This window comes from Methylocystis sp. (assembly GCF_050251305.1).
GTDB lineage: Bacteria > Pseudomonadota > Alphaproteobacteria > Rhizobiales > Beijerinckiaceae > Methylocystis.
Genome location: NZ_JBFWNB010000035.1, coordinates 1 through 25,233, shown reverse-complemented (window position 1 = coordinate 25,233; position 25,233 = coordinate 1). Strand labels below are relative to the sequence as shown.

The 25,233-nt window shown below is 60.3% G+C and carries 21 protein-coding genes; 11 read left to right on the top strand and 10 right to left on the bottom strand.

Annotation, left to right across the window (positions count from 1 at the left end; genetic code table 11):
- Positions 1–44: 44 nt before the first annotated feature.
- The 4 genes from AB7F41_RS12065 to AB7F41_RS12050 form a co-directional block, all read right to left on the bottom strand.
- Positions 45–779 (bottom strand): class I SAM-dependent methyltransferase, encoded by a 735-nt coding sequence (locus AB7F41_RS12065; RefSeq protein ID WP_428383338.1) that lies wholly within the window; start codon positions 777–779, stop codon positions 45–47.
- A 62-nt stretch (positions 780–841) separates the two neighbouring features.
- Complete coding sequence (locus AB7F41_RS12060; RefSeq protein WP_428383340.1) at positions 842–2,122, bottom strand: right-handed parallel beta-helix repeat-containing protein; 1,281 nt, start codon at positions 2,120–2,122, stop codon at positions 842–844.
- Between the two features lie 76 nt (positions 2,123–2,198).
- The gene (locus tag AB7F41_RS12055; protein ID WP_428383342.1) at positions 2,199–2,813 is read right to left on the bottom strand and encodes a hypothetical protein; all 615 of its coding nucleotides are present in this window, start codon (positions 2,811–2,813) and stop codon (positions 2,199–2,201) included.
- A gap of 28 nt (positions 2,814–2,841) precedes the next feature.
- Positions 2,842–2,970 (bottom strand): hypothetical protein, encoded by a 129-nt coding sequence (locus AB7F41_RS12050; RefSeq protein WP_428383344.1) that lies wholly within the window; start codon positions 2,968–2,970, stop codon positions 2,842–2,844.
- Positions 2,971–3,362: 392 nt separating this feature from the next.
- On the opposite strand from AB7F41_RS12050, the gene AB7F41_RS12045 reads away from it, so the two are divergent.
- The 3 genes from AB7F41_RS12045 to AB7F41_RS12035 all read left to right on the top strand — a co-directional run bounded on the left by AB7F41_RS12045 (position 3,363) and on the right by AB7F41_RS12035 (position 5,717).
- Positions 3,363–3,590: a hypothetical protein gene (locus AB7F41_RS12045; RefSeq protein ID WP_428383345.1), complete on the top strand. Its 228-nt coding sequence runs from the start codon at positions 3,363–3,365 to the stop codon at positions 3,588–3,590.
- 122 nt (positions 3,591–3,712) lie between these two features.
- Positions 3,713–4,555 (top strand): lytic murein transglycosylase, encoded by an 843-nt coding sequence (locus AB7F41_RS12040; protein WP_428383346.1) that lies wholly within the window; start codon positions 3,713–3,715, stop codon positions 4,553–4,555.
- A gap of 202 nt (positions 4,556–4,757) precedes the next feature.
- Positions 4,758–5,717: an MORN repeat-containing protein gene (locus AB7F41_RS12035; protein ID WP_428383348.1), complete on the top strand. Its 960-nt coding sequence runs from the start codon at positions 4,758–4,760 to the stop codon at positions 5,715–5,717.
- Between the two features lie 90 nt (positions 5,718–5,807).
- On the opposite strand, the gene AB7F41_RS12030 is transcribed toward AB7F41_RS12035, so the two are convergent.
- The 5 genes from AB7F41_RS12030 to AB7F41_RS12010 all read right to left on the bottom strand — a co-directional run bounded on the left by AB7F41_RS12030 (position 5,808) and on the right by AB7F41_RS12010 (position 11,372).
- The gene (locus AB7F41_RS12030) at positions 5,808–6,173 is read right to left on the bottom strand and encodes a hypothetical protein (protein ID WP_428383350.1); all 366 of its coding nucleotides are present in this window, start codon (positions 6,171–6,173) and stop codon (positions 5,808–5,810) included.
- Between the two features lie 148 nt (positions 6,174–6,321).
- Positions 6,322–7,878: a porin gene (locus AB7F41_RS12025; protein ID WP_428383352.1), complete on the bottom strand. Its 1,557-nt coding sequence runs from the start codon at positions 7,876–7,878 to the stop codon at positions 6,322–6,324.
- Between the two features lie 39 nt (positions 7,879–7,917).
- A complete protein-coding gene (locus AB7F41_RS12020; protein WP_428383354.1) occupies positions 7,918–8,502 on the bottom strand; it encodes a hypothetical protein in 585 nt (194 codons plus the stop codon).
- A 388-nt stretch (positions 8,503–8,890) separates the two neighbouring features.
- Entirely contained in the window at positions 8,891–9,805 is a 915-nt protein-coding gene (locus AB7F41_RS12015) for a hypothetical protein (RefSeq protein WP_428383355.1), read from the bottom strand.
- Positions 9,806–10,955: 1,150 nt separating this feature from the next.
- On the bottom strand, positions 10,956–11,372 hold the full coding sequence (locus AB7F41_RS12010) for a DUF2267 domain-containing protein (RefSeq protein WP_428383357.1): 417 nt from the start codon (positions 11,370–11,372) through the stop codon (positions 10,956–10,958).
- 580 nt (positions 11,373–11,952) lie between these two features.
- On the opposite strand from AB7F41_RS12010, the gene clcA reads away from it, so the two are divergent.
- Complete coding sequence (gene clcA / locus AB7F41_RS12005; protein ID WP_428383358.1) at positions 11,953–13,275, top strand: H(+)/Cl(-) exchange transporter ClcA; 1,323 nt, start codon at positions 11,953–11,955, stop codon at positions 13,273–13,275.
- Between the two features lie 37 nt (positions 13,276–13,312).
- On the opposite strand, the gene AB7F41_RS12000 is transcribed toward clcA, so the two are convergent.
- Positions 13,313–15,445, bottom strand: a complete 2,133-nt coding sequence (locus AB7F41_RS12000) for a heavy metal translocating P-type ATPase (RefSeq protein WP_428383360.1) — start codon at positions 15,443–15,445, stop codon at positions 13,313–13,315.
- Positions 15,446–15,631: 186 nt separating this feature from the next.
- Between AB7F41_RS12000 and AB7F41_RS11995 the strand changes: the two genes are divergently transcribed.
- From AB7F41_RS11995 to AB7F41_RS11965, 7 genes are all read left to right on the top strand, one after another.
- A complete protein-coding gene (locus AB7F41_RS11995) occupies positions 15,632–16,126 on the top strand; it encodes an NUDIX domain-containing protein (protein WP_428383362.1) in 495 nt (164 codons plus the stop codon).
- A 217-nt stretch (positions 16,127–16,343) separates the two neighbouring features.
- On the top strand, positions 16,344–16,775 hold the full coding sequence (locus AB7F41_RS11990) for a regulator (RefSeq protein WP_428383364.1): 432 nt from the start codon (positions 16,344–16,346) through the stop codon (positions 16,773–16,775).
- A 541-nt stretch (positions 16,776–17,316) separates the two neighbouring features.
- Entirely contained in the window at positions 17,317–18,108 is a 792-nt protein-coding gene (gene otsB, locus AB7F41_RS11985; protein WP_428383366.1) for a trehalose-phosphatase, read from the top strand.
- A complete protein-coding gene (locus tag AB7F41_RS11980) occupies positions 18,105–19,901 on the top strand; it encodes a glycoside hydrolase family 15 protein (protein ID WP_428383368.1) in 1,797 nt (598 codons plus the stop codon). The genes otsB and AB7F41_RS11980 overlap by 4 nt, the downstream gene beginning before the upstream one ends.
- A complete protein-coding gene (locus tag AB7F41_RS11975; RefSeq protein WP_428383370.1) occupies positions 19,898–22,186 on the top strand; it encodes an alpha,alpha-trehalose-phosphate synthase (UDP-forming) in 2,289 nt (762 codons plus the stop codon). The genes AB7F41_RS11980 and AB7F41_RS11975 overlap by 4 nt, the downstream gene beginning before the upstream one ends.
- A gap of 102 nt (positions 22,187–22,288) precedes the next feature.
- Positions 22,289–23,776: an MFS transporter gene (locus AB7F41_RS11970; protein WP_428383372.1), complete on the top strand. Its 1,488-nt coding sequence runs from the start codon at positions 22,289–22,291 to the stop codon at positions 23,774–23,776.
- Between the two features lie 316 nt (positions 23,777–24,092).
- Positions 24,093–25,233, top strand: a 1,141-nt coding sequence (locus AB7F41_RS11965; RefSeq protein ID WP_428383374.1) for an efflux RND transporter permease subunit, incomplete at its 3' end; no start/stop codon positions are given.

The window sequence follows — 25,233 nt, the reverse complement described above, 5'->3', positions numbered from 1 at the left end:
GCAGTTTGGCGATTGACTGCGGCGCGCCGGGCCGGCGCGTCGCGTTACAGCGGGTCGTCGTTTGAAAAAGGCGCGCGCGACGCGTTGGAGCGTTTCATCTGCTGATAATCGTCGCGGTACTGATTGTAGTGGATGCGCATCGCCGGCGGCGGCTGTTCGCCGTCGCGCAGCCGCGCGCCCTTGTCGGCCTCGGCGCGCGACGCCTTGCGAATGACGAATTCAATGCCGCATTCGGCGATCGGCGTGAGAGTCTGATCGTAGCGCGGCATGTCGAAACGATAGCTGTCGGTCAGGAGTTCGATCTTCTCCACGCGCGCCTGCGGTCCGAGACGGGTCAGCAGGCTGAGCAGGTTGATCGAGCGGTCGGACCAGGAGCGCTCCTTGTGAAGCGTGAGCGTCCATTTGTGGTCGGCGTTGAAGCTGCTCGGAAAAACGCCCTGTTCGTAGAGATCTTCGTCGGGGCCCGTGACGATCAGATAGCCGTCGGGCTTGACGATTCGCAGCCAGTTGCGCAGCCCTTCTTCGGGGTCCCGCAGGTGTTCGACGCAATGCGAGGAGTGCACGAAATCGAATGTTTCGTCGGCGACGCCGGACATGAGCTGCGCGTCGCCGTCCTCGAGATCCCAGATCCTCACCTCGCCCATGAGCGGGAAGAGTTCGCGATAGAGCGACAGCGGATCGGGTTTGCCGCCGATATCGACGCCGTCGCCGACGAAATAGCGCCGCACGAAGTTTGGATCGCGCATCCGCCGCGGGATGGATTTGCTCAATTCTTTCATTCGGGACTCGTCGGCGGCAAGAGGTTGCAAGCAGTTGGTTAGTGGGTGTGATCCCTTCGCGATCAAGGAATGGACTGAGAGGAGTTCGCGCAGTTTAGACGAAACCGAACAACCTCAGGGTTAGGGCTACCAACGCGCGGCGGCTGTTGCGATTCAGCTAAAGAAATGCAAACATTCGACACGCCAGCCCGAACATTTATGTCATTCGTATGTGAATTACCTTTAATAAAATTGTTAAATAAAGTGACATTGTTCACTCTAGCAGAGCCATTCCCAATATCAATTGGACTTTCATTGCCTTTTTCGAAATTCGCTTCTTCTATATAATTATCCGCTATAATGATGTTAGTGGTCGGCTGAGTTAATGATGCCTGTGCAACCTTTATTGCATTTTTCGCTACGTTCTTAATAGTGTTTCCTTTCACTATTAAATCATCTCCTTCTGCTACTATAATTCCATTAAAACCGACTCCTTCAATTATGTTGTTCGAGATTTCCATGTGGTGAACTCTACCGGTGTATCCCAACTTATCACCGTATAGTCCATAAACGCCAATCCCCACGCCGCTTATATTTTTAATAAGATTTCCAGTGATTAGGCCGTTATAAGTTATCCCTGGAGGATGAATGCTAGAGAGTCCATTCACCAGAATACATCTGTCACTACGCATGCCTATTCCGTCGCAGATATTGTCCTTAATGACAAAATCATGCGCGTTACTCCATTGGTCAAAACAGGCATTCTGCGCGCCCATACAGTAGTTATTGGTAACTTGATACATCGACGATTCAACGAACGCGGTACCGTCAGTATTGATTTTAGAATTTGTGATAAATAGTACATTGTCTACAGTTATATTAGTGCACTTATAAAATAGCATCATAAAATTAGCACCAACAGGAGCCTCCGCGGCATCCAAGGTGATATTTCGAATCTCGATATCTGAATTACCGGATACGAATTCGCTATTCGAAAATATATTCCTTACTGGGTTGGTCTGAGGCAGTTGATTTGGATTTACCTTCATCAACGGGGATTCCTTTATCACCGTGCAGCGGCCAGAGCCTAAAATTCTTGTGTGGGACGGTAGGTTAATCGCGTTCGCCACGAGATAGGTCCCACACCCGAATTTCACCACGCGCCGCCCATTCGATATCGCTCTACTGATGCCGATAGAGCTATCTTCGGTTCCACTTGGGTCGACGCCAACAAAGTCCGTTACCGATACATGGGCATACGGACCAGGCGAATCATAGGCACGCGTGGCCGAAGCAAATAAAAGAATAGGGGCCGCAATCGCTGCGTAAAATATAAGAGCAACTATGTTAGTTATTCGGTCCATTCGGGGGGGTCTCATGATCTATCCGATGCATCGGGGATATTTCTAGAAGGCCATCTATATTAGTCCTGTATCAAGCTTATATAGATAATATATCTCCGTAGATATTTTTTTCGATTTCGGCCCACACAGGATTTGAGTCGTATAACCCACGGAGATCTGTGGTCGTAAAGTAGAAGCTGATATCAGGTATATACGCAATTCGCCTACTGTTTCGATTCACAAACTCTGTGTCAGCTATGTTTCCAATATCAATAAATTGTGAAAAGACAGATTTAAAATCGTCGACAAGATTTTCTGTTCTTATCCACCTAGCTACGGGTGTATTTGTGTATTTCTTTGCGTATTGGTCGGCCTTTCCTTTATGCTTGGAGCTTTCAAAAAATTCCCCCTTTAGGAACATTTCTCGGGTAACTACCAAATCTGGGGAGCGAGCCTTCTCAAAATAAATTCGGCTGAGGAGCCAGTAGGGAAGTCTTCTGAAACAGCAAAGCACCTCCCGGCCTTCAAGCTGAAAGGATGGATCGCGCTTTTGTCGATCAGTAATGCTATCGTGCCAATGCGAACTCTTGTTATCTATAGAATCAAATAGCAATTTTGAATTGTCGGCGAAATGCGATCTGAGTACTCCTTCAACTTCTGTCCCTGCACACTTAGGGAAATGAAGCCAAACGAAGCGTTCACCGATAATCATTAAAGGTTCCTCCAGGTATGCTGTGCGATTAGAAGCGGAGCAGCCGCGTGGTGAAAACCACCACGCTGGGGACGCTGAAGCCATAGGGTGCGGGCTTATGCGCCGCATCTCCTACAACGCGTAACTGTTGCGCCATCGCCTCCAAATCATCGCTCATATGTGTCTCGTCATTTTGCGTCCGAATCGGCGCAGCGCCGCCTGCCGGGGACACCGGCTGGGCTTCGTCGCCGCCCGTAGTGATACGCTCCGCAGCTTGCATCGGTTGGTCCCGCGTTAGGCAATTTGTCTCGGTCGCGCTGTCACGTCGCTTTGAGTCGCTTCGATCAGAATCTCCCAAGGTGCTTGCCAAACTGGCGCACCATCACCGCTTTTTGGCTCCGGGAGTGTGGTCGTGCATTTTGGCGCCCAAATTATGTCGACCGATTGTCGAGGCGCGACCCGCCTGTCCGACCGTCGCGCTTGATATCGATCGGGACCGCCACACTTGTCGCTCTGGCGCGCCGCGCTTCAACCGCTGCGGTCTGGCGCCGACAGCCAAAGAGCCGATCCATGAGCAAGCTGATTTTGATCTTCGCGGCCTTCATAGGCTTCGCCGCGCTCGCGCCGGCGGACGCGCGAAGCGGCAGGGACATGCAGCGGGCGGCCTGCGAGCGCGATGCGCATAAGTTCTGCGCGGCGGAAGAACCCGACGCCATCGCCGTCGAACGCTGCCTGCGCGCGCATATGAAGTCGCTTTCGTCCGCATGTAAAAAGCAGTTCAAAGCCAGAGGCCGCTGACCCGGCGCGTTCGCGCGATCGCGATCTCGGTCGCGCATCGGCGCCGCGCGCGTCGTCTCCGCGCGCCATCTCCGCGCCTACTTGATTGCGGCGCTGTCCCGGCCTGACTAAAGTGCCGGTCGATGAACAGGCTCTCAAGACGCGTCGCGACATCCGGCGCATCGCTCGTCGTCGGCGCAGCGTCGCTATGCCTCTGCGCGGCTGCTGTGCAGGCCGCGTCCTGCGGATCGTCGGCGGCCGGATTCGGCGCCTGGCTCGACGAGTTCAAACACGCGGCGTTGGCGCAAGGCGTCTCGCAGCGGACGCTCGACGCCGCATTGGCCGGCGTCGCCTACGACAATAAGGTGATCGGCCGCGACCGGGCGCAGGGCGTCTTTCGTCTCAGCTTCGACAAGTTCTCAAGTCGATTGGTGACGCCGCGGCGTCTGAGCAAAGGTCGGGCGCTGTTGCAGCGGCATGCGGCGCTGCTGCAGCGGATCGAGGCGCGCTATGGCGTGCCGGGATCGGTGCTCGTCGCGATCTGGGGATTGGAGACGGGGTTCGGCGCCGACAATGGCCGCTTCAAGACGATTGGCGCGCTTGCGACGCTCGCCTATGACTGCAGGCGCTCCGCACAGTTCCAGGAAGAGTTGTTGGATGCGCTGAAGATCGTCGAGCGCGGCGACATGTCTCCCGCGCAGATGCGCGGCGATTGGGCCGGCGAGATTGGCCAGACTCAATTCATGCCGTCGTCCTATCTCGCATATGCAGTGGATTTCGACGGCGACGGCCGGCGCGATCTCATAAGATCGACCGCCGACGCGCTCGCATCGACGGCGAATTTCCTGAAAGGCAAAGGCTGGCGGACAGGCGCGGGCTGGAACGAAGGCGAGCCGAACTTTGCGGTTTTCCTCGAGTGGAATAAGGCGCGCGTTTACGCGAAGACCATCGCCCTGCTGGCGACGAAACTCAGCGACGCGCAATAATGCTGTCGCGCTCTTCACTTGCCGCTCACCATTGGCCGGATGCATGCGCTACGCGGATTGCGAAAGCGCGCCATTGAACAAGTTCAGTGTTCTAATTCTGGCGGAGGCTCGCTATAAAGCTGGCGGGTTTCGTCGCCTCACACGCGCAGGGTTTTTCGTCATGCCTCACGCCTCAGTTTCGAGATTCCGCCGCGGCATATTCGTGGTTTCGCTTTGTGCGGGCGCGTTCGGCGCGCCGCTCTCCGCCTCGGCGGCAAGCAAACTTCCCACATGCACGGAAGAAAACATCTCGAAACAATGCTTCGGCGTCATAGCGGCGCCTGACGGCAATCGCTACATCGGCGAAATGAAGGGCGGCAAGGCCAATGGCAAGGGCGCGCTCGTTTTCACCGACGGCAAGAAATACGAAGGTCAGTTCCGCAATGGCGCGCCGAACGGCAAAGGGACGATCACCCATCCCGACGGCGAGTCTTATACCGGCAGTTTTAAGGACGGAAAGAAAAGCGGGCAGGGCAAACTGGTCGCCGCTGATGGAAAGATCTATGTCGGCCAGTTCAAGGACGACGTCCCGCATGGCAAGGGCGCCGTCACGATGCCGGACGGCAAGAAATTCTCCGGGAACTTCGTCAACGGCGATCTCGTCGTAAAGCCGAAAACCAGCCCCGCGCAAGCCGCACAGAACGGGCCGAAGAACGCTCTGCCGCCTTGCGACGTCAGCATGGCGACGCCTTGGAAGCGTTGCGTCGGCGGGCTCAAATTCCCGAACGGCGATGTTTACGCCGGTGAATTCCGCGACGGAAAAGCCACGGGTCGTGGGACGATCACCTTCGCGGCCGGCGGCCAATATGTCGGCGAGTTCCGCAATGGCGTCCGCCACGGCAAGGGCACATACACGATCGCCAATGGCGAAAGTTACAGCGGCGAATTCGTCAATGGCCGGATCATTGGCAAGGGCGTTTACCGATTCCCCGACGGCAAGAAATATGTCGGCGAATTCCGTGATGGACGGCCGCACGGCAAGGGCATCCTCGTTCTGCCGAACGGCGCCTCGTATCGCGGGGAATTCCAAAATGGCGAGCCGGACGGACAGGGAACGATGACCTTGCCCGACGGGCAGGCGCAGTCCGGGCTCTTTAGAGCAGGCAAATATCAGCCGCAGTAGGCGCGCACGCCATCAGCGGCTGCGACAAAAAATAAACCCCAGCCTTGCGGCTGGGGTTTTCATTTGTGGCTGTCTTTCGTCGTCGTCCGATTACTGGATCGGCGTGACGATTGACGCCTGCGAATCGTTGGAAATGGAGACGTTGTCCGAGCCGGTCTTGCTGATCGTCGCGCCCTCGCTGTCGATGACGCTGCCGATGGCGAAGGCTTGCTTGTCGATGTTCACATTGCTCTGATTCTGGTTGCCCGAGCCAAGATCGACGACACTTCCGCTGACCGAGCCATTTTGAACGACGCCAGCGGTATTGTTGACGCCGATCTGCGTAACCGTCGAATAGTTGTTGCCGTAGGCTTGGGCCTGATTCTGATTCTGATTTTGGTTTTGATAGGCTCCGTCCGCCATGGCCGAGCCGGCCGCCAGCGTGCAGAAGGAGAGCGTTGCGATCAGCTTTTTCATGGCTCTGTTTCCCTGGATGTTGGCCTTCAGTATTTGGCGCTGCTTACGTTCACACTAGCTTTGCGACGCTCTGCCGTCGACAGATTCGCGCTGACGCGCCGCGATAGTTTGCTCGTCGTGGCCGAAACGCCACAGGTCTTCTGCGTCATCAAAACGCCTTTCGCATATATGCGAGGACGTTGGGGAAATTGACGGACACCGGCAATCCGCGTCCGCCGAGATATTGGCCATTGGCCTGACTCCAGGTCCAGCCGCCCTCAAGCCCCAAAGCCCATCCCTGGCCGGCCCAATATTCCGCGTTGCCGACGACGCGTTGGCCTCGCACCTGCGTATTGAAGCCGAAGGCGACGTTGCCAAAGCCAAGAAGCTCCGGCGTCGAACCCATAAAGGCCTGGAACGCGGCGCCCGTGATCGAGGTCTTGAACACAGGAGTCCAAAGATGTTCGTAGGAGCCCATAATGGACTGGCCAGTGCTTCTCTGGATCGTTCCTGTCGAGCTGCTCACATAGTCGATCGACATATAGGGGATGCCGAGATATGCGAGCGCGCCTTGCGCCGCGCTCGCCGACAGCATCGCCTTACCGTACATCTCGCCGCCGAGAGGACCGATCAGGCCGCTCCACTTCCAGCGATATTCGCCGGCGAGCTCCGCAGCCCAGCCCCAAGCGGAGTTTTTCGGCATGAAGGGATTGTATGCGTTGGCGGCGACGTCTCTGATTTCATGCATCGCGCCGGACGCGTGGATGACGAAGGCCGGCGCGCCGACGCGCACTTGCCCGACGAAGTCGGGATATCCCCTGCCGGTGGGATATCTCGAGAGAACGCCGTCAGGATAACGTCTCAGCGTCGGATCTTCAGCCGATACGCTGACCGACGCGCCGAGGCGCGGAAGAATGCCCGGCAGGAGGTCGAGATTGTCGAACCTATGCGTGTAGGAAACCGCCGGCGTCGTCAGATAGGACGCATAGCCGGGCATGAAGGTGTAGCCGGTGCGACTGAAGCTGAAGAGCGAGGGTTGAAGTCCGACTCGCAGCCCGCCGAATTGGACCCAGGCCTGGTCGAAAGCGCCTCTCCAATAATTTCCGTAGACCTGGTTGAGCGTGATGCGCGTTTCGCCCTGATAGTTTTTTGCCGTTCTGGCGAACACGCCTGCGTTGATGAACATCGAGATCGTTCCGTAATCCGTATTTCGGAACGCCAGAAAATTCACCATGCTGTAGGTGCCGACATAAGCGCCGGACGTGGTGTTGCGGACGAGCGGATTTTTCCAATAGTACAGCATCGGCACGGCGGCGTTTAATCCGACGCCGTTCCAGCCGAATCTGTATGCAGGAAGCCGCTGCGTCGTGAATGCGATGTCTTCAGTCGCGAAATCCTTGCCGATGAAGCCGGTAAAGGAGCCGTGGATCGCGCCGCAGAAGCCCACATAGGGAATTTGGAAGAACTGCGTGTTGCCGTTCAGATTGCAGGGCGCCCTGACTCTCACCACGGGCCGGACCGCCTTCACCACCGGCTGAACTGCAGGACGTTTCTCTTTCGCGCGGGCTTTTGACGCGGCGTTGAGCTCCTGGATCGCGCGCTCGGCTTCCAGGATTGAAGCGTCCACGCCCTTGTCGAAGCTCGCCGGCTGCGCGAGCGCATTCGACGCGCCCGCCATTGCGGCGGCGTATGCGAATGATGCGACGATTTGTGTTCGCGTTCTCACGGAGCCAGTCCTTTAGACAATCCAGTCAAAGGTTCGTCGTCAGTGCATGCGTCCGAAGCTGGTCGTCGCCGTAAGACCTGGCGGGGTCCAGATCGCCAGGCTCATGCTGTCCGTCGTAAAAAGCGAGAGGTACCCTTCCGGGGTTTGATAGGACTGATAGAGCGGACCATTCGTCGGCGTCAGCACCCGGGGCGTCCCGCCGTTGCCGACAGTGGAGTTTTGCGCGACGGCGGCGACATTCGTCCCGCCCAATTGCGTGATCTGCGAATTGTTCTCGACGCCGTTCTGCGTTACGGCCGCATAATTCTGTCCGCCATAGCCCAGCGCGACATTGGGAAGGTTCGGGATATTGCTGTATTCGCCCGTCGACTGGCCGACCTGTTGCATCTGCGAATAATTGTTCAACCCCGTTTGGGCGATCACCGCTTGATTCGCCTGATTGGAATCCTGAACGCCGTAATAGACATTGACGAGTCCGGTCTGCGAGAGGTCGATGGCCGATTGCGATCCGCCGGAGAATCCCATCGCGAAATTGAAGGGCGAGCTTTGCGTCGCGACCTGCGCGAAGGCTGAGCCGATAGCGCTCAGGAGGAAGACTGCGGCTAAAAGCGAGGTTCGCGACATCTTCTCTTCCCAGCTTTCGAATTATGATGACCAAGCGAAACGAAAAAACCCTGAGAACTAGCGCCTCAGAAACACCGGTTCCTGACAATTGAAGCGATAGGGACGATTGTCGCTACCAGGAACCGGCTCCAAAACCCAGATGTCGTCTCTGAGATAGTCTTGGGCTTCCGTCTGCGCCAAATAGCCGCCGAGACATGCCGGCGAGCTATCCTCCGCAACGACCGCTACAGGCCGTCTCTGCCTGCGGCTCTTGGCGTCGGCAGGCGACGCAGATGCGGAGAAGGCGACGAGGGCGACGAGGGCGGCGTGCAGGATTGGCTTCACTGGACTGATCCTTTGAAACGCATGCTGCTTACGCCGCCCTCGAAGTTAGCAAATACGGGGATGATTACGGAACGCCGCCGCCGCCATTGCCGCCGCCGCCGCCGCCGCCGCCCGGGAAGCCGCCGGGGCCACCCTGACCGCCATTGCCGCTTCCGATGGCGTTGTGGCTCGCCGCAACCGCCACAGCGTCGTCAAACGCCACGGCGTTGTCGTTCAGCGAATCCTTGATGATCAACGGATTGAAGGAGTCATCGATGCGAAGGCCGCCAGCGACGCCGCCACGGTCAGCGACATTGATGTTGGTGTCGACTTCGATCTTCGACACCGACGTGTTGTCGATGCTGGTGTTGTTGGAGCCGACGGTGATCATGAAGGCCTGACCATTGCCGCCGCTGGCGTTGATGCCGTTGCCGATGCCTTCCTGGCTGGAACCGGCGAGCGAAGCCGAACGCTGCGAGGACAGATTGGCCTGAACCGTGCCGACCGTCGCGGTCGAGGAAGTGGTGTTGTCGCCGACGCCGACGCCGACGTTAACCGGAAGGAAATTGCCGGGTGCCGTGTCCTGCAGCGCAGTGCCCTGAGCCGAGAGAGCGACCGGAATCGCGAGACCGCCGGCGAGACCGCCCTGGTCGGCCTCATTGCCCGACAGCGCGACCGCCGCGCTGACCGCAACGACGTTGACTTCGCCGCCCTCGCCGCCATTGCCCGAGTCGACGATGCTGCCGACGCTGAAGGCGTGCGTGTTCATGTTGAAGTCGGCGAAGGTCTGATCGAACGCGCTCGGTGCCAGAATGACGCCGCCGCCGAGGCCGACGTTCTGGTTGACCACGCCGACGTTGTTGAGGCCGAGGTTGGTGACGCTGCCGACGTTCACGCCCTGGGAGACGGACGTGTTGATGCCGACGTTCGCTCCAACAGGATCAGCGAAGGCCGGAGCAGCCAACACTGTGGCGAGCGCCACAAGGGGAAGCTTTTTCATGGGAGGATCCTTCTAGTCATTTTCTAATGAAGACGATCAGCGCGCCGATCATCGCGGCGCAGAGTTGTCCAACGACAGTCGTCCGTCCACCCACGAAATGTCCTGATAACCAGATTCAGTAACAACTGTGGCGAAAGTGCAACATTATGTTGCAATGCGATGTACAGCAGTTAAATGCCCGAAAAATCGTCGGTATTTTTGATTTATTCCTGGGAAAACCGTTCGTCCGAGGGATGTGGATAATGTTGAGGTATTGAAGGTTCGACATAGGAATTCGAATGCAAACGAGAATTATGGAACGTTTCCGAATTATGAACTTTAGATGAATGTCGAAGAGTCTTCTTGTATTCAATCCAGCTTCGATGCATAGCTAGTGAGCTCAAGCGCTCTAGCCAAGCAAATGGGGAATAATCATGATGTTTCGTGGACTTAACCTCATCACGGCCGCCTTTGTCTCGTTGGCGGCTCTGAGCCCAAGTTCTCTTTTGGCTCAAGGGGATATGGGGCCGATTGGCACCGTGGTTTTGGAGGATATGATCCGGGAACAAAATCCGCCGAGCTATGGCGATCAAACTTATCGAACGCGGTCGTCTTACAAGCATAGATCCTGCAAGACCCAAAAAACTCATGGTTGCCGGCGCGGAAGTCGCTTGAGCAAAACGAATTAATTCTCGAGGTCTGACGAAATCTGTCCGTTTTGCACAAAGAAAATATTTATATGTGGCTGATCTATCTTGCATGCGACCAATTTCACGTCTGAATATTTTGTTGATGCGTATACATTCAAGGAAAGCGAGGGCAGGGTGGTTCCGCAATCCTGGACGCCGGGAAGGGTTTGAGGCGTCTGTTCGGGTGGACGCGTCGGCGCGTGCGCACGAACATTTGGTTAATAAGTGGATCATCTTGATGAACGCGTGGGCGCCTGCTCGGAAATTCGGCGACTTGCGCAAAAGGTGCGCGTTGAGCGTGTCGCGCCGGAGATGGCGCGACGTTCATAATCCGAATCCCGCCTTCGTCATGAGAGCCAGAGGTCGTTTCACCGCCGGCGCGCAAACCGGCTTCATTCGCGGCGTCGGCGTGCGGCCTGTGCGTGGGCGCGACTCTCGTCGACTGGAATTCGCGCGTCTCAAAATTGGGTAAAACGCTTGATTCAGGCCTTCGGCCATAGAAATTGCGACAGGCCGGGAATGGAATCGGTCATGACTCGCAGCTTTTCTCTGCCGATTACCAGCTCCGCGCCGCCAAATATCTCTCGGGCCAGTCGCTGAAGCTGATCGGGAGAAAGTCCGAGGCTCGTCAAGCGAGACGTCAGCGCAAGGACCTCGCCCTTGGGGCCGCCGACCAGCCCGCCGACTCCTCCGAGCATGCCGCCAAGCAGACCGCGTCGGGGCGCGGCGGCGGCGTCTCTGATTGCGTCCTCGGCGCCGGGGATTTTTTCGATTAGCTCGTCGGCGGGGCCGTCTGGATGGCGCTTTTGGAGAAAGCCAAAAACGTGACCGACGGCGAGTCTTGCGACGCCGGGTTCAATGTCGACCGACCTCGCAATATGCGCAACCCATTCGTCCATTGAACGCCACCTCCGAAATCAGCATCATCGGCGCCGGCTCCCCGCGTGAGCGCAGCGCCCCTCGTATCGGCTCGAGCAATAAGCCCTGAATATGAACAAGCCGTCGCCCATGCGTGGACTTGCGAAACCGCGCCAATATTTGCGCGGATCTGCGCCGGCGGATTCAGTCGAGCGGGATGTGGAGAGGGCGCCGGCGCATGCCGCGACGCGGCGCGTCTCGGCGCGTTCGCTTTCTTTGGCGCGCGCACGCAGATCTCGGTCGCCTTGTGTCAGCCGGCGTTGGCGGGTAAACCGCGTGATCGAGAAGCTGACCTCGACACCGAGACACAGGTCTATTGGTCGACGGTCCGGACCCGGAAGGCGCGAGTCTCAGGACTGTCGCGTCCTGACAGCGGACCACAACCGGGCTGATTCTAGCCGGTCCCATGCGCGATCTGGTTGCGTGCGAGCCTGCTCGCAGCCGAGTTGCAGAATATGCGGGCGGCGCATCCTCAAAGAGTCAGCGGGCGCTGCGCCGGGAAGTCGGACTGAGCGCCGCATACGCGTTCGTCTGGGCGCTTGGAGGGAGCGAACCGCAAGCATGACGACCGACCGCGACCGTTGTGAAGCCAGCGCGACGCATTCGACGTCTTCAGAAGGCAGCCTGACGGCTCTTGCGGCGCTGGCGCTTTTTGTCGGCGCCGCATCGGGCTCTGTCTGCGCGGCTTTCCGGTTGGCGCTGCAACGCACGGACGCGCTTCGCGCCGCCGCCGTCGACTGGGCGCATGGCCACTCGGTCGTCGGCTTCCTCGTGCTGGTTGGCGCTTGCGCTTCAGCCGCTGTCGTCGCGGCCTGGCTGGTGCGGAGGTTTTCGCCCTACGCGTCGGGAAGCGGGATTCCGCATGTGGAGGCGGTCCTGCGTGGTCAGGCGTCGCCCGCGCCATTCATCCTCCTGCCGGTGAAGTTTGTTGGCGGATGCTTGGCGATTGGTTTCGGCCTGGCGCTTGGCCGCGAAGGCCCGAGCGTCCAGATGGGCGCTGTTCTCGGGCATCTTTGCGGCCGCGTCTTCTTGCGCGGTTGGGCGGACTGCCGGGTCTTGCTCGCGGCAGGCGCGGGCGCGGGTCTCGCGACCGCTTTCGATGCGCCAATGGCCGGCGCTGTGTTCGTGCTCGAGGAGGTGGTTCAGAAATTCGAATCGAGGATCGCGATCGCAGCGTTGGCGGCGTCCTCGACGGCGATCGCCATCGCCCATCTGCTGCTTGGCGACTCGCCTGATTTCGTGCTGCCGCCGGTGGCCTATCCGGCGCCGGAGATCGGTCCCCTTTTCTTCGTGCTGGGCGTGGTCTGCGGAGTCTTGGCCGTCGCCTACAACAAGGCGGTGCTCGCGACGCTTGCTGCGGCTGATCTGATGCGCGCCGTGCGCAGCCTTCCGAAAGAGACATGCGCCGCCCTGGTCGGCGCCGCGACGGGCGTTCTGGCGTGGATGGCGCCCGCATCAGTCGGCGGTGGAGACAATCTTACGCAGCGCGCGCTTCTCAATTCTGAAAACCTTCTTCTCCTGCCGTTTCTTTTTCAGCTGAGATTCTGGTTCGGTGCGCTTTCATATTCGACCGGAACGCCCGGCGGCCTGTTCGCGCCGCTCTTGACGTTGGGCGCGCAACTGGGGCTTATTTTCGGGACTCTGTGCGGATTGATCTTTCCCGGTCTGCCGATTCAGCCGCACGCCTTTGCGGCGGTCGGCATGGCCGCATTTTTTACCGGCGTCGTTCGGGCGCCGCTGACGGGGCTGGTGCTGGTGACGGAGATGACCGGCAATGCGACTCTTCTCCTGCCCATGTTGGCCGCCTCTTTCACGGCGATGCTGATCCCGACGCAACTCAATGACCGGCCGCTCTATGACGCGTTGCGGGACCGTTTAGGGTAAACTTCAGTCACGCCTATCGACCACTCTTCGGCCGCGCTCAGCTATGCTCGAGAGCGCCGGCGCCGCTCGATTTTTTCCCTGTGACGGGCGCGGCGGCGCGCCCGCTCAGAAGCGCGCGAATCAGCACGGCGATCGTCGTCCCATTATGCAGCGTGGCGGCGGCGAGCGGGGAAAGCCGTCCCAGCGCGGCGGCGGCCAGAATCGCCGAATTCACGCCAACCGCAACCTGGAAGTTCGAATGGATGAGACGCATCCCCTGCTGGGCGATGGCGAGCATGGCGGCGACGGAATCGAGCCTGTCCTCCAGCAAAACAATGTCGGCGGTGGCGCGCGCAATGTCTGCGGCGCGCGGCATGGAGATGCCGACGTCCGCCGCCATCAACGCGGGACCGTCGTTCACGCCGTCGCCGATATAAGCGACGCGCCGACCCTCCTGTTTGAGCGCCGCGATGATGGTCGCCTTGTCTTCCGGGCGCTGTTCATAATGCACCGCGTCAATTCCGAGCGTCTCCCCGAAGGCCAGCGCGGGAGCGCGATGATCGCCCGTGATCATGACGAGCCGTTTGACGCCCAGGCGGCGCAATTGCTCGAGCGTGTTCGCGCTTTCCGGGCGCAATCGGTCGCGCAGGGCGAACACCGCAAGCGGACGCTCGTCGGCCGCGACATAAAGGAGCGACTTCCCTTCCTCTTGTAGCGCTCGGACCATTTTCCGGAAGTCGGCGAATGAAATGTGTTCGTCGTCTTCGAGATAATGGCGGCTGCCGAATCGAATGTGGCGTCCGTCGACCTGCGCCTCGACGCCATGGCCGACGATGAAATTCACTTCCTCGTGCGGGATATGAGCCAGACGCCGCTCCTGCGCGAGGCGCACGATGGCGCGCGCAATTGGGTGTGTCGTATGTTCGCCGAGCGAAGCGACCATCGCCGCAGCCCGCTCTTCGTCGATGGCGGGGTCGATCGGACAGATGTCCGTGACCTCGAGCATGTTGTGGGTCAGAGTGCCCGTCTTGTCGAAGACGATCGTATCGACCCCGGCGAGCGTTTCGATCGCCGTTCCGCTCTTGACCAGGCAGCCTTCCTGCGCGGCGCGATACATTGCCGATTTGATCGCGATCGGCGTGCCGAGCTTCACGGCGCAGGAATAGTCGACCATGAAAACGGATTCGATGCGCCGCCAGTCGCGCGTGACAGCGAAGACGCCGGCGGCCGTGGCAAGCGTAATGCCGACGCGCCGATCGGCGAAGACGTTCGACACGGTCTGGATGTCGGCCGGGCGGTCGAGCGCTTCCTGAATATAGCGCGTGATCCGACCGGTCGTTGTGGCCTGACCGACGCGCTCAGCCTGGATCACGAGTCGACCGTCGGTCAAAACGCCGCCAGCGAGCGCCTCGTCTCCGACATTGCGTGGCGCGGGAAGGCTTTCGCCGGTCACCGTCGATTGATCGACATAGGCGGCGCCGGCGACCACTCGCCCGTCGATCGGAATGGTCTCGCCAGTTCCGACGACGACGCGTTCGCCGCCTCTGAGTTCGGTGAAGGGAATGCGCGCGAGTTCGCCATCGGGACGTTCCACCCAGACATCGCCGGGCGCCTGTCGCAGCAGCGAACGCAGCAATTCGTCCGACTGCTGAACGGTGGTCGCCTCGATATACTCGGCCAGGGCGAGCAGAAACCGCGTCACATTCGCGGTGGCGTATTCGTAGCGCGCGGCCGGCAGACCGAGCGCAAGCGCGTCAAGGACATCCGTCGTCAGCTTGCCTTGCGCCGCGGCGGCGACGCCGCGCGCGAGAATGCCGGCGACGTTCAGCCAGGTGATCGCTGCGGCGAGGGGGGGCGGCAGAAGCAGCGCGGCGGCGATTGCGCCGCTTGCGAGCATCACGCGTCTGGGCGTGATGGCGGGCGGTGGCCGCCACGCGTCGGCCGCGGCTGAGGGCGTTCGGCCAGCGGCGGCGAGGATCGAGTCGCGGACCTCCGGCCGTCCGTCATAAAGCAGCGTCAATGACGCGCAGGCCTTATTGGCGCGAACGTCGGCGACGCCCGGAAGACGACGCAGCGCAAGTTCCGTCTGCGCGAACGCGTCTGGATCGGCCAAAAGCCGCAACCGCAGACGCTTGTCCAGTTCGTGGACGATTTCTACATGCGTCGCGCTGTCAGGGAACGCTATGGTCAATCGAGGTGTCCGATCGCTGAACGGCGGCTGAGCCGGCCGTCGTCTCAGTCCGCTCAGGCGCTAACATGCGTCCTAACGTAGTCATGCGCATCGGTCCATGGAAGCGTTGCAATTGCGCGCGTCGGCGTTCACGATGCAAGATCGGGACGGCGGGAGAAACGTCTCGTGGCGACGCGACACAATTGAATGGCCAAGCGCAGCGCAGGAATTCTGCTGTTTCGCCGCATCCATGGCTCGGCGGAGGTTCTCCTGATCCATCCCGGAGGCCCTTATTGGCTGCATAAGGACGAGGACGCCTGGTCGATCCCGAAGGGGCTGATTGGCGAAGGCGAGGAACCGCTGTCGGCCGCCAAACGCGAATTTCTGGAGGAGACCGGAACGACGCCCGAAGGCGCCCTCATCGATCTCGGCGCGTTTCGCCAACCGAGCGGCAAGCGACTGGACGTGTGGGCGCTTGAAGCCGATTTCGACCTCGCCGCGTTCAAGAGTAATATGTTCCGAATGGAGTGGCCGCCGAAATCCGCTCGTTTCGAAGAGTTCCCGGAGGCGGATCGCGCAGAGTGGTTCGATATCGAAAACGCCACGCGCAAGATCGCCAAGGGTCAGAAACCGATCCTCGCCGCCCTGTTGCGGCGTCTCGGCTCAACGCCGCGCGCCCTGACGTCGCCGGCGCCGCGCTGACATCGATCATCGCAGCTGTCGCGTTGCGCGTGCGATGACGGGCCATTCGACGCGTGAAGCTGTTCGGTCGGTCCAATATCGCATCGCCGGCCAGATCAGCGACTGAGATCAGCGTCGGGCAAATTCCCCAATCGCATCGGGGCATCTTGCCATCGACGGGCGACGGCGCGAACCGTCAAACTCTTCGGACAAAGCCGGAAAAGGAGGAAACCGCGCTATGGCCGAATTCGCCTTTGACGAACGAAATATCCGCTGGAAGCAGATCGATGGCATCGATCATTTATGGTTGTCGGTTCTGGACGTCGACGACGGAAACGGCGTCATGCACGTCATGCTCAAATTCTCCGCGAACCAAAAAATCATTCTTCATCGCCATCTGACGTTGAACAAGACAATAACCATTCAGGGTGAACACCGCCTGTATCACGCGGACGGGCGTTTGAAGGAAGTCCGACCGGTGGGGACCTGCGTCATATCGCCTGCATCGGACGAGCCGCATCGCGAAGGCGGGGGCGATCAGGACGCCATCATTCTCTTCATCGTCTACGGAAACGGAGCGCTTTACGAGGCGCTCGACGATGAGAGCAACGTCATCATGACTCTCTGCGCGCAGGACTTTATCGACCTCTATGATCGCGTTGGGCGTTGAGCGCGCCGCGATCGGCCTTCGCGTCACGGCGCCGCAACTTGTTTACGCCTGACGCCAAGGCGGCGCGTAACGACCCCTCTTAACGCCGTCGTCGGCGCTGCGGCGTCGCGGGGCTGCAGCATGACGTCCGGGATGCGTTCGGCGTCTGAAGCATATTACGGTTGCGCGCGCCCTTTTGGTTCGTGCGCTGCGCTCGGGACGGCGCAGGCCGGACCTGAGCATTTTTTTGTGCTAAGCTTTTTCGTCTTCTCCGGCCCTCCTTGCTCAGCCGAACGTTCTGTTCGAGCAATTCAACGGGTCCAATGAAGCGGCCGGCCGCGATCCCGCTCGTCCTCGGCGCGCAAATTCGGCGGCTCCGACCCGATGGCCCGCGTTCCGCTCCGGGTGGGCCGCCCGGCGCTGAACTTCCCAACGGAACGATCAATCGGTATCAGTTTTCGCTGTTGCAAGCCTGAAACAGCCGCGGCAAATCCTCCAGGGATTAGACGGCGCTTCGAGCGCCTCGAGGCGCTCAAAAGACGCAGAGAGGGCGGTTCCGCGAATGCGCGCGGCTGGACCTCTGGCGAACAATCGACAGGAGGCCGTTCAAGTGTCGCGAAAGCTGCTTGAAGGAAATAAAAACATAGCGCTGTTTCTCGACTTTGACGGAACCTTGGTTGATATCTCGGCCGCGCCAGACGCAATTGACGTTCCCGCCGGATTGCCGGAGCTGTTGGCGCTCGTGTCCGAGAGACTCGAGGGCAGACTCGCGATCCTGACGGGACGCCCGATTGCGAGCATCGACCGGTTCTTGTCGCCGTTCCGCTGCATCGCCGCTGGCGCGCATGGCGCAGAACTGCGGCTCGATCCAAGCCAGAGCGTCGTCCTCGACGCGCCTCCCATCGCGTCCAGCATCATCGATGCGGCGCAGCAGGCGATACGCCCGTATGAGTCCGTGACCCTCGAGGTCAAACGAACATCCATCGCCGTCCACTATCGCTTGTGTCCGGAAGTCGAGTCTCCGCTTCGGCGCGCTCTGCAGGACATCGTCGCGGACAGGCCCGAGGACCTTGTCGTCTTGGGCGGGCGCAAGGTCTTCGAAATCATTCCGAGAGGCGCTTCCAAGGGCGGCGCGCTGGAGCGCATTCTGAGCTTGCCCAAGTTCGAGGATTGCTGTCCCGTGGCCATCGGCGACGATCTGACCGATGTCACGGCGATCGAGGCCGCGAATCGCCTGGGAGGGGTCGGGCTCAGCGTCGGCGGCGAATATTTTCCCGCCGACTCGGCGAATTTCTCCGGACCGTCGGATCTACGAAACTGGTTGGAAAAATTGGCAAAAGGAGAAACGTCTTGACGCTACGACCCTCGCTCGATCTCGCCGTGATTGGAAATAGCAGCATCGCGGCGCTGCTCGATCGGCGCGGCTCCATTGTTTGGATGTGCTGGCCTCGGATCGACGGCGATCCCGTGTTCTGTTCTCTCCTCGATGCCGAAGAGTCGCAGGGCGGTTTCTTTTCGATCGAACTCGCCGAGGAAACAGAGGTCGGAACGGAACAAACCTATGTTCGCAACACAGCGATGGTGCGCACGGTGGTGCGCGCCGCCTCCGGCGCGTCTTTCGCCATCACCGATTTCGCGCCGCGCTTTCGCCATCACGGACGCATGTTCAAGCCGCCGATGATCGTGCGGTGGATCGAACCGATCGAAGGTCTCTGTCGAATTCGCATCAGTTGCCGACCGCGACTCGGCTATGGCGAAAAAATCGCGGCGCGTTTCTCGGGCAGCAACCATGTTCGCTACGACCTCGAGAACAGCGCGATCCGTCTCACTTCGGACGCGCCCGCGACCTATATTGTCAACGAATCCGGCTTTGTCCTGTCGCGGCCGGTCACATTGATCCTACACTCGGACGAAACCTTGGCCGATTCTGTTGCTCATGTTGGGCAGAATTTCCGCGCGCAAACCATTCTGCACTGGCAGGAATGGGTCCGCACGCTCAACGTCCCGTTGGAGTGGCAGGAACAGGTCATTCGGGCGGCGATCACCCTGCAACTGTGCTCCTTCGAGGACACGGGCGCGATCGTTGCGGCGTTGACGACCTCGATTCCGGAGGCGCCCGGCAGCTCGAGAAACTGGGATTACCGCTATTGCTGGATCAGAGACGCGTTCCACACGGTCCAGGCGCTGAACCGCGTCGGCGCGACCGCGACGATGGAGCGCTTCATCGATTACGTTACGAATGTGATCGCTTACGAACGCGGTCCAACGCTCAAGCCCGTCTATTCCATCGTGCCTGAATCGCCATTGGACGAGGTGGAGGCGCCTTTCCTTCACGGTTTTGGCGGCGCCAGGCCGGTGCGCGTCGGAAACGCCGCGCGCGACCAGATCCAGCATGACGTCTTTGGCAGCGTCATCCTTGCGGCGTCACAGATGTTCTATGATGAGCGCTTGCCGAACAAGGGCGACAAGTCGCTCTTCCTGAGTCTCGAACCGCTCGGCATGAGCGCGCTCAGCAACGCGCTGACGCCGGACGCCGGAATATGGGAATATCGCGGACGCTTGCGGGTCCATACGCATTCCGCGGCGATGTGTTGGGTGGCCTGCGACCGGCTGTCGCGGATTGCGGCAAAGCTCGACCTGTCGGACCGTGCGCTTCAATGGCGCCATTCCGCCGACGAACTCCAGCAAACGATTCTCGCCCGGGCGTGGAACGAGAACCTCAAATGCTTTGCCGGCTCTCTGGATGGCGAGGAGTTGGACGCCAGCGTGCTCCTTCTCCATGAAATCGGCATTGTTTCTGCGCAGGATGAACGGTTTATTTCGACGGTCGACACAATCGGCCGTCTGCTCCAGCAAAACGGTCATTTGCGTCGATACTCCGCCCCTGACGACTTCGGCGTCCCGTCGGTCGCGTTCATCGCCTGCACGTTCTGGCATGTGGATGCGCTCGCCGCGATCGGGCGCGTCGAGGAGGCGAGAACGATTTTCGAGGACCTCCTCAGTCACATGAACCATGTCGGCCTGCTCTCGGAAGACCTCGATCCGATGACCGGCGTCTTGTGGGGCAATTTTCCGCAAACCTATTCGATGGCGGGACTCATCGTCGCAGCGACGCGCTTATCCAAGCAATGGGGGAGCGTGGAATGAAGCAGGAATGGCGATTGCGGAATTTTCATACGCTCCTGTCGGTGGAGCGGAGAAGGCTGCGCGCGGTCTTGCGCAAGCTGGCGCTCCACCCGGCGGTTCGAGCCGCCGGCCTGGTGTTCGGCGCGGCATTCATCCTGATCGTCGGGCTTGCGCCGCTGTCCTCCTTCCTGGTCGAAGGATGGCTGCGGCAGGACATCGAACTGCGTTCGCAACTCATCGTTCGCTCGATCAAGAATCAGGTGGTCGCGAATCTTTCGGAATCAAACCCGGATCTCGTTCCGTTCCTCGAGCGCATCACCGATGACGAACGTCTGCTTGCGGTCGGCTATTGTTCGGACGCGGGGCAGATGCTCTACGCGACGTCCTCAATGCCCCATGAGGTGACCTGCAGCGCGATTGCGCAGGCGAAGGGCGACGCATTCGATCTCGTCTTGAAAGATGGTTCGCGCGTGCATGTCAGCCCCACATTGTTGCGGACCGGGGCGACCAGCGGCCACCTTCTTGTCGTTCACGATCTGTCGTTCCTTGACGAGCGAACGGGGAAGGCGCGGCTCTACACGATTTTCGCTTTGCTCGGCGCCAGCCTGGCGTTCGGGCTGCTCACCATCGGCGTGGTGGGCGCGGTCATGCGCGGATGGCGGCAGTCTCTCCAGAGCGCCATCGCACAGATCCAGGGCGAGACCACCCACATCCGGCAAGCCAATCCGTCATTTCCGATCGGTCGAGACTTCTACGCGCTCCTCGATGCGCTTCGGACCGAGCGCACCTTCGCCGAGGGCCTTTATGTCGAATGGTCGCCCTCGAGGCTGAGCGAACTCCTTCGCGACGAGCTGCCGGGAGCGCAGGTCATCATCGTCTCGAACCGGGAGCCCTATATTCACAATTATGTCGATGGAAAGCCGGCGGTCCAGATTCCGGCGAGCGGTCTCGTCGCGGCGCTGGAGCCGGTGATGCGCGCCTGCGGAGGCGTCTGGATTGCGCATGGCAGCGGCTCCGCGGACAGGGACACGGTGGACGAGCACGATCGCGTCGCCGTTCCGCCTGACCATCCCGAGTATAGTTTGCGACGCATCTGGCTCAGCGACGAGGAACAGGAAGGCTACTATTATGGCCTGTCGAACGAAGGACTATGGCCGCTGTGCCACATCGCCTTCGTCCGCCCCAATTTTCGCGACGCGGACTGGCGGCAGTATATCGCCGTCAATCAGCGCTTTGCAGAGGTTGTCTTGTCAGAGGCGACAGCCGACGACCCCATCATTCTGATCCAGGACTATCATTTCGCGCTTCTGCCGCGCATGGTTCGCAAGCTTCTGCCCAAGGCGACGATCATCACATTCTGGCATATCCCGTGGCCGAATTCTGAAACCTTCGGCATCTGTCCTTGGCGTGAAGAAATCATCGACGGGCTGCTCGGGAGCACGATTCTCGGATTTCATACGCAATTCCATTGCAACAATTTCATCGAAGCCGTCGATCGGTTCATGGAAAGCCGGATCGACCGAGAAATCGGCTCGGTCACGCTCGGCGGGCGCGAGACTCTGATTCGTCCCTATCCGATTTCCATCGAATGGCCGCCGCGCGCGCTGGCCGGCCAGGCGTCGATCGAAGATTGCCGAAGATCCGTCCGCGAGCGATTCGGCCTTCCCGAAGACATGCGAATCGCCGTGGGCATCGAGCGCTTCGATTACACCAAGGGCGTGATCGACAGAATGAAAGCCGTCGATACGCTTCTTTCGCTACATCCGGAATGGTGCGGCAAGTTCGTGCTGATCCAGGCGGCGGCGCCGACCCGGAGCAAGCTTGCCGCATACGCCGAGCTGCAGAGCGAGGCGGCGCGCCTCGCCGAAGAGATCAATGCGCGATACGAAACGTCCGATTGGCGGCCGGTGCATCATGTCGTGCGCCATCATGAGCAGGACGAAGTGTATGAACTGTTTCGTGCTGCGGACATGTGCATCGTCTCCAGCCTGCATGACGGGATGAATCTCGTCGCCAAAGAATTTGTCGCGTCGAGGGACGACGAGCTCGGCGTGCTGATCCTTTCAGGCTTGGCGGGCGCGTCGCGGGAGCTGTCGGAGGCGCTCATCGTCAACCCTTACGACGCAGGCCAAATGGCGCGGGCCATCGATCAGGCGTTGCGAATGTCGCAGAGCGAGCAGCGGCAACGGATGCGCCTCATGCGGGATCTCGTGCGCCGCCACAACGTCTACGGCTGGGCCGCAAAAATGCTGCTTGACGCGTCACACCTGCGCGAGCGCGAAAGGGTCGCCCATCCGGGCCTTTGAGCCGCGCTTCACCCGATCAGCGACGGAAGCGAGCATGTTCTTCGATTCGAACAGACCTCTCCGACGACGCGCCATCCAAACGCGCGCAACGGCGCTGACGCCGTGAACGCGCGTTCTTCCGGACCGCCGCCTCAGCAGCGCGATGACGGCGAACTCATCGAAACCGACGTCCCGGCGCGGCTCGACGCGCTCCCTTGGAGCCGCTTTCACACATTGGTGGTGGCGACGCTCGGCATAACCTGGATTCTCGATGGTCTTGAGGTGACCTTGGCGGGCGCGGTCGCCGGCATTCTCGAACAAAAAGCCGGTCTCGGCTTGACGACGACGGAAATCGGGCTGGCGAGCAGCGCCTATTTGAGCGGAGCGGTTCTCGGCGCGACGTATTTTGGCTGGCTCACGGACCGGCTCGGCCGCAAGAAGTTATTCTTCGTCACTTTGGCGATCTATTTGTCGGCCACGGCGATGACGGCGGCGTCGTGGAACGGCGCCAGCTACGCGTTTTTTCGGTTCTTTGTCGGTTGCGGGATCGGCGGCGAATATGCGGCCGTCAATTCCGCGATCCAGGAGCTCATTCCCGCTCGCATGCGGGGACGGACTGACCTCATTATCAATGGGAGTTTTTGGCTCGGCGCGGCGTTCGGCGCCGGTGCGTCGCTTTTCCTGCTCGACCCGACCCTGTTTGATCCCCGCCTCGGCTGGCGCCTGGCGTTTTTGATCGGCGCGGCGCTCGGGCTAATCATTCTGCTCATGCGCAGATGGCTTCCTGAGAGCCCGCGCTGGTTGATTCTGCATGCGCGAGAGACGGAAGCAGAGGACATCGTCGCGCAGATCGAGGCCGAGTCTCGTCATGGTTCGGCCGAGCGCGAAGTCCCGCCGGCGCCGAAGATGATGCTGCGCGCCCGCGCTTATACGCCGATCGCCGATGTTGGTCGGGCGATGTTCCGCCTCTATCCGCAGCGCACATTCGTTGGCGTTGCGTTGATGGCCTCTCAGGCCTTCCTCTATAATTCGATTTTCTTCACCTATGCGTTGGTCTTAACGAATTTCTACGGCGTGGACGGCGATCGGGTGGGGCGCCATCTGCTCGCCTTGGCGGCGGGAAATTTTCTCGGCCCGCTGCTGCTCGGTAGATATTTTGACACTCTGGGGCGACGGGTGATGATCTGCGCGACCTACGCGATCTCCGGCCTGCTGCTCGTCGGAGTCGGATATCTCTTCCAATGGGGCGTGCTGACGGCGGCGCAACAGACCGCGGGATGGATGCTCGTTTTTTTCTTCGCCTCAGCGGCGGCGAGTTCCGCCTATCTCACGGTCAGCGAGATCTTTCCGCTCGAAATTCGCGCGCTGGCGATCGCCGCATTCTACGCTTTCGGAACGCTGATAGGCGGCGTGGCGAGCCCTTGGATCCTTGGAATGCTGATCGAAACCGGCGTTCGATCGCGCGTGTTCGACGGCTATGCGCTCGGCGCGTTCCTCATGCTCTGCGCAGCGGCGATCGAATGGTGCTGGGGCGTCGCGGCCGAACGCAAGCCGCTCGAAGAAGTCTGCCCGCCGCTGGGCGCGGTCAGACGTCAAAACCAGATTCAGTGACAAAACGATCTTCGCAGGACCCGTAAAAAGCGTGCAAGTTCTTCCCAAGCCACATTTTTTCGATTTTTGGCCGAGGCGGCGTTGCAAAGCGCTTCGCTTACGGTATGCGCCGCGGTCGGCATTAACGTCATTGCGACTTTCACGCCGGATATTATATGCCATTCAGGCATTCATTGGCCGCGCCGTCAGTGAATGGCGGAAGACGAGTTCATCCGCTATCCGCGGATTTCTACTGATCGACGGGACGTATCCGGCTTCCTGAAGCGCTGCGCGCCGCCGCCGATGATCACGATCGCGCAACCCGGGAGGCCGCCGAGTGAATGTCTCAGCGCCCTTCATCAGGCGGCCGGTCGCGACGACGCTGCTTGCAAGCGCCTTGTTCCTGCTGGGCGCCGTCGCCTATTTCTTCCTGCCGGTGGCGAGCCTGCCGGCGGTCGATTTTCCGGTCATCGGCATCTCCGCGCTGCGGCCCGGCGCAGCTCCGCAGACCATGGCGTCGTCGGTCGCGGCGCCGCTCGAACGGCGCCTGTCGACGATCGCCGGATTGAACGAGCTGACGTCGACGAATGTGCTGGGGTCGACGCAGATCATGGCGCAGTTCGACATTTCGCGGCCGCTCGACGCGGCGGCGCGTGACGTTCAGGCGGCGATCAACGCCTCCACCACCGATCTTCCGTCGGATCTGCCCAGAGCGCCCATCTATCGGAAGGCGAGCCAGTCCAGCATGCCCGTGATCGTGCTGGCGATGACTTCCGACACCCTGCCGACAAGCGCCGTTTTCGACGCGGTCGATTCCGTGATCGCGCAGCGCGTTTCGCAGATTCCCGGCGTTGGCGAAGCGCGTCTCGTCGGCGCCGAACAGCCGGCCATCCGCGTCCAGGTCGACAGCGCGCGGCTCGCCGCCATGGGTCTCGGCGTCGACGCCGTCGCCAACGCCCTCAACGCCGCCAACGCCCATTCCGCCGTCGGCGCGCTCAGCGGCGACGCGCGCGAGATCACGCTCGCGACCACCGATCAGCTCACGACGCCGGAGGATTATCGCAACATCGTCATCGCCGCCAACAATGGCGCGGTGGTCAAGCTCGGCGACGTCGCCTCGGTCGAACTCGGCGTGAAGAACCGCAACGCCGCCGGCTGGTTCAACGGCAAGCCCGCTGTGCTGCTGATCGTCACCAAGCAGCCGAACGCCAATGTGATCGAAACCGTCGATCGGATTAAGGCGCTGCTGCCGCGGCTTCAGGAATGGATTCCGAGCGGCGTCAAGATCGATGTGCTGTCCGATCGCACTCAGACCATTCGCGCCAGCATTCACGACATTCAGCGCACCCTCGCGATCTCCATCATCCTGGTGATGATGGTCGTCTATGTGTTTCTGCGCCGCGCGACGCCGGTCATCGCCGCCGGCGTCACCGTGCCGCTGTCTCTGGTCGGCACCTGCGCGGCGATGTGGGTCGCCG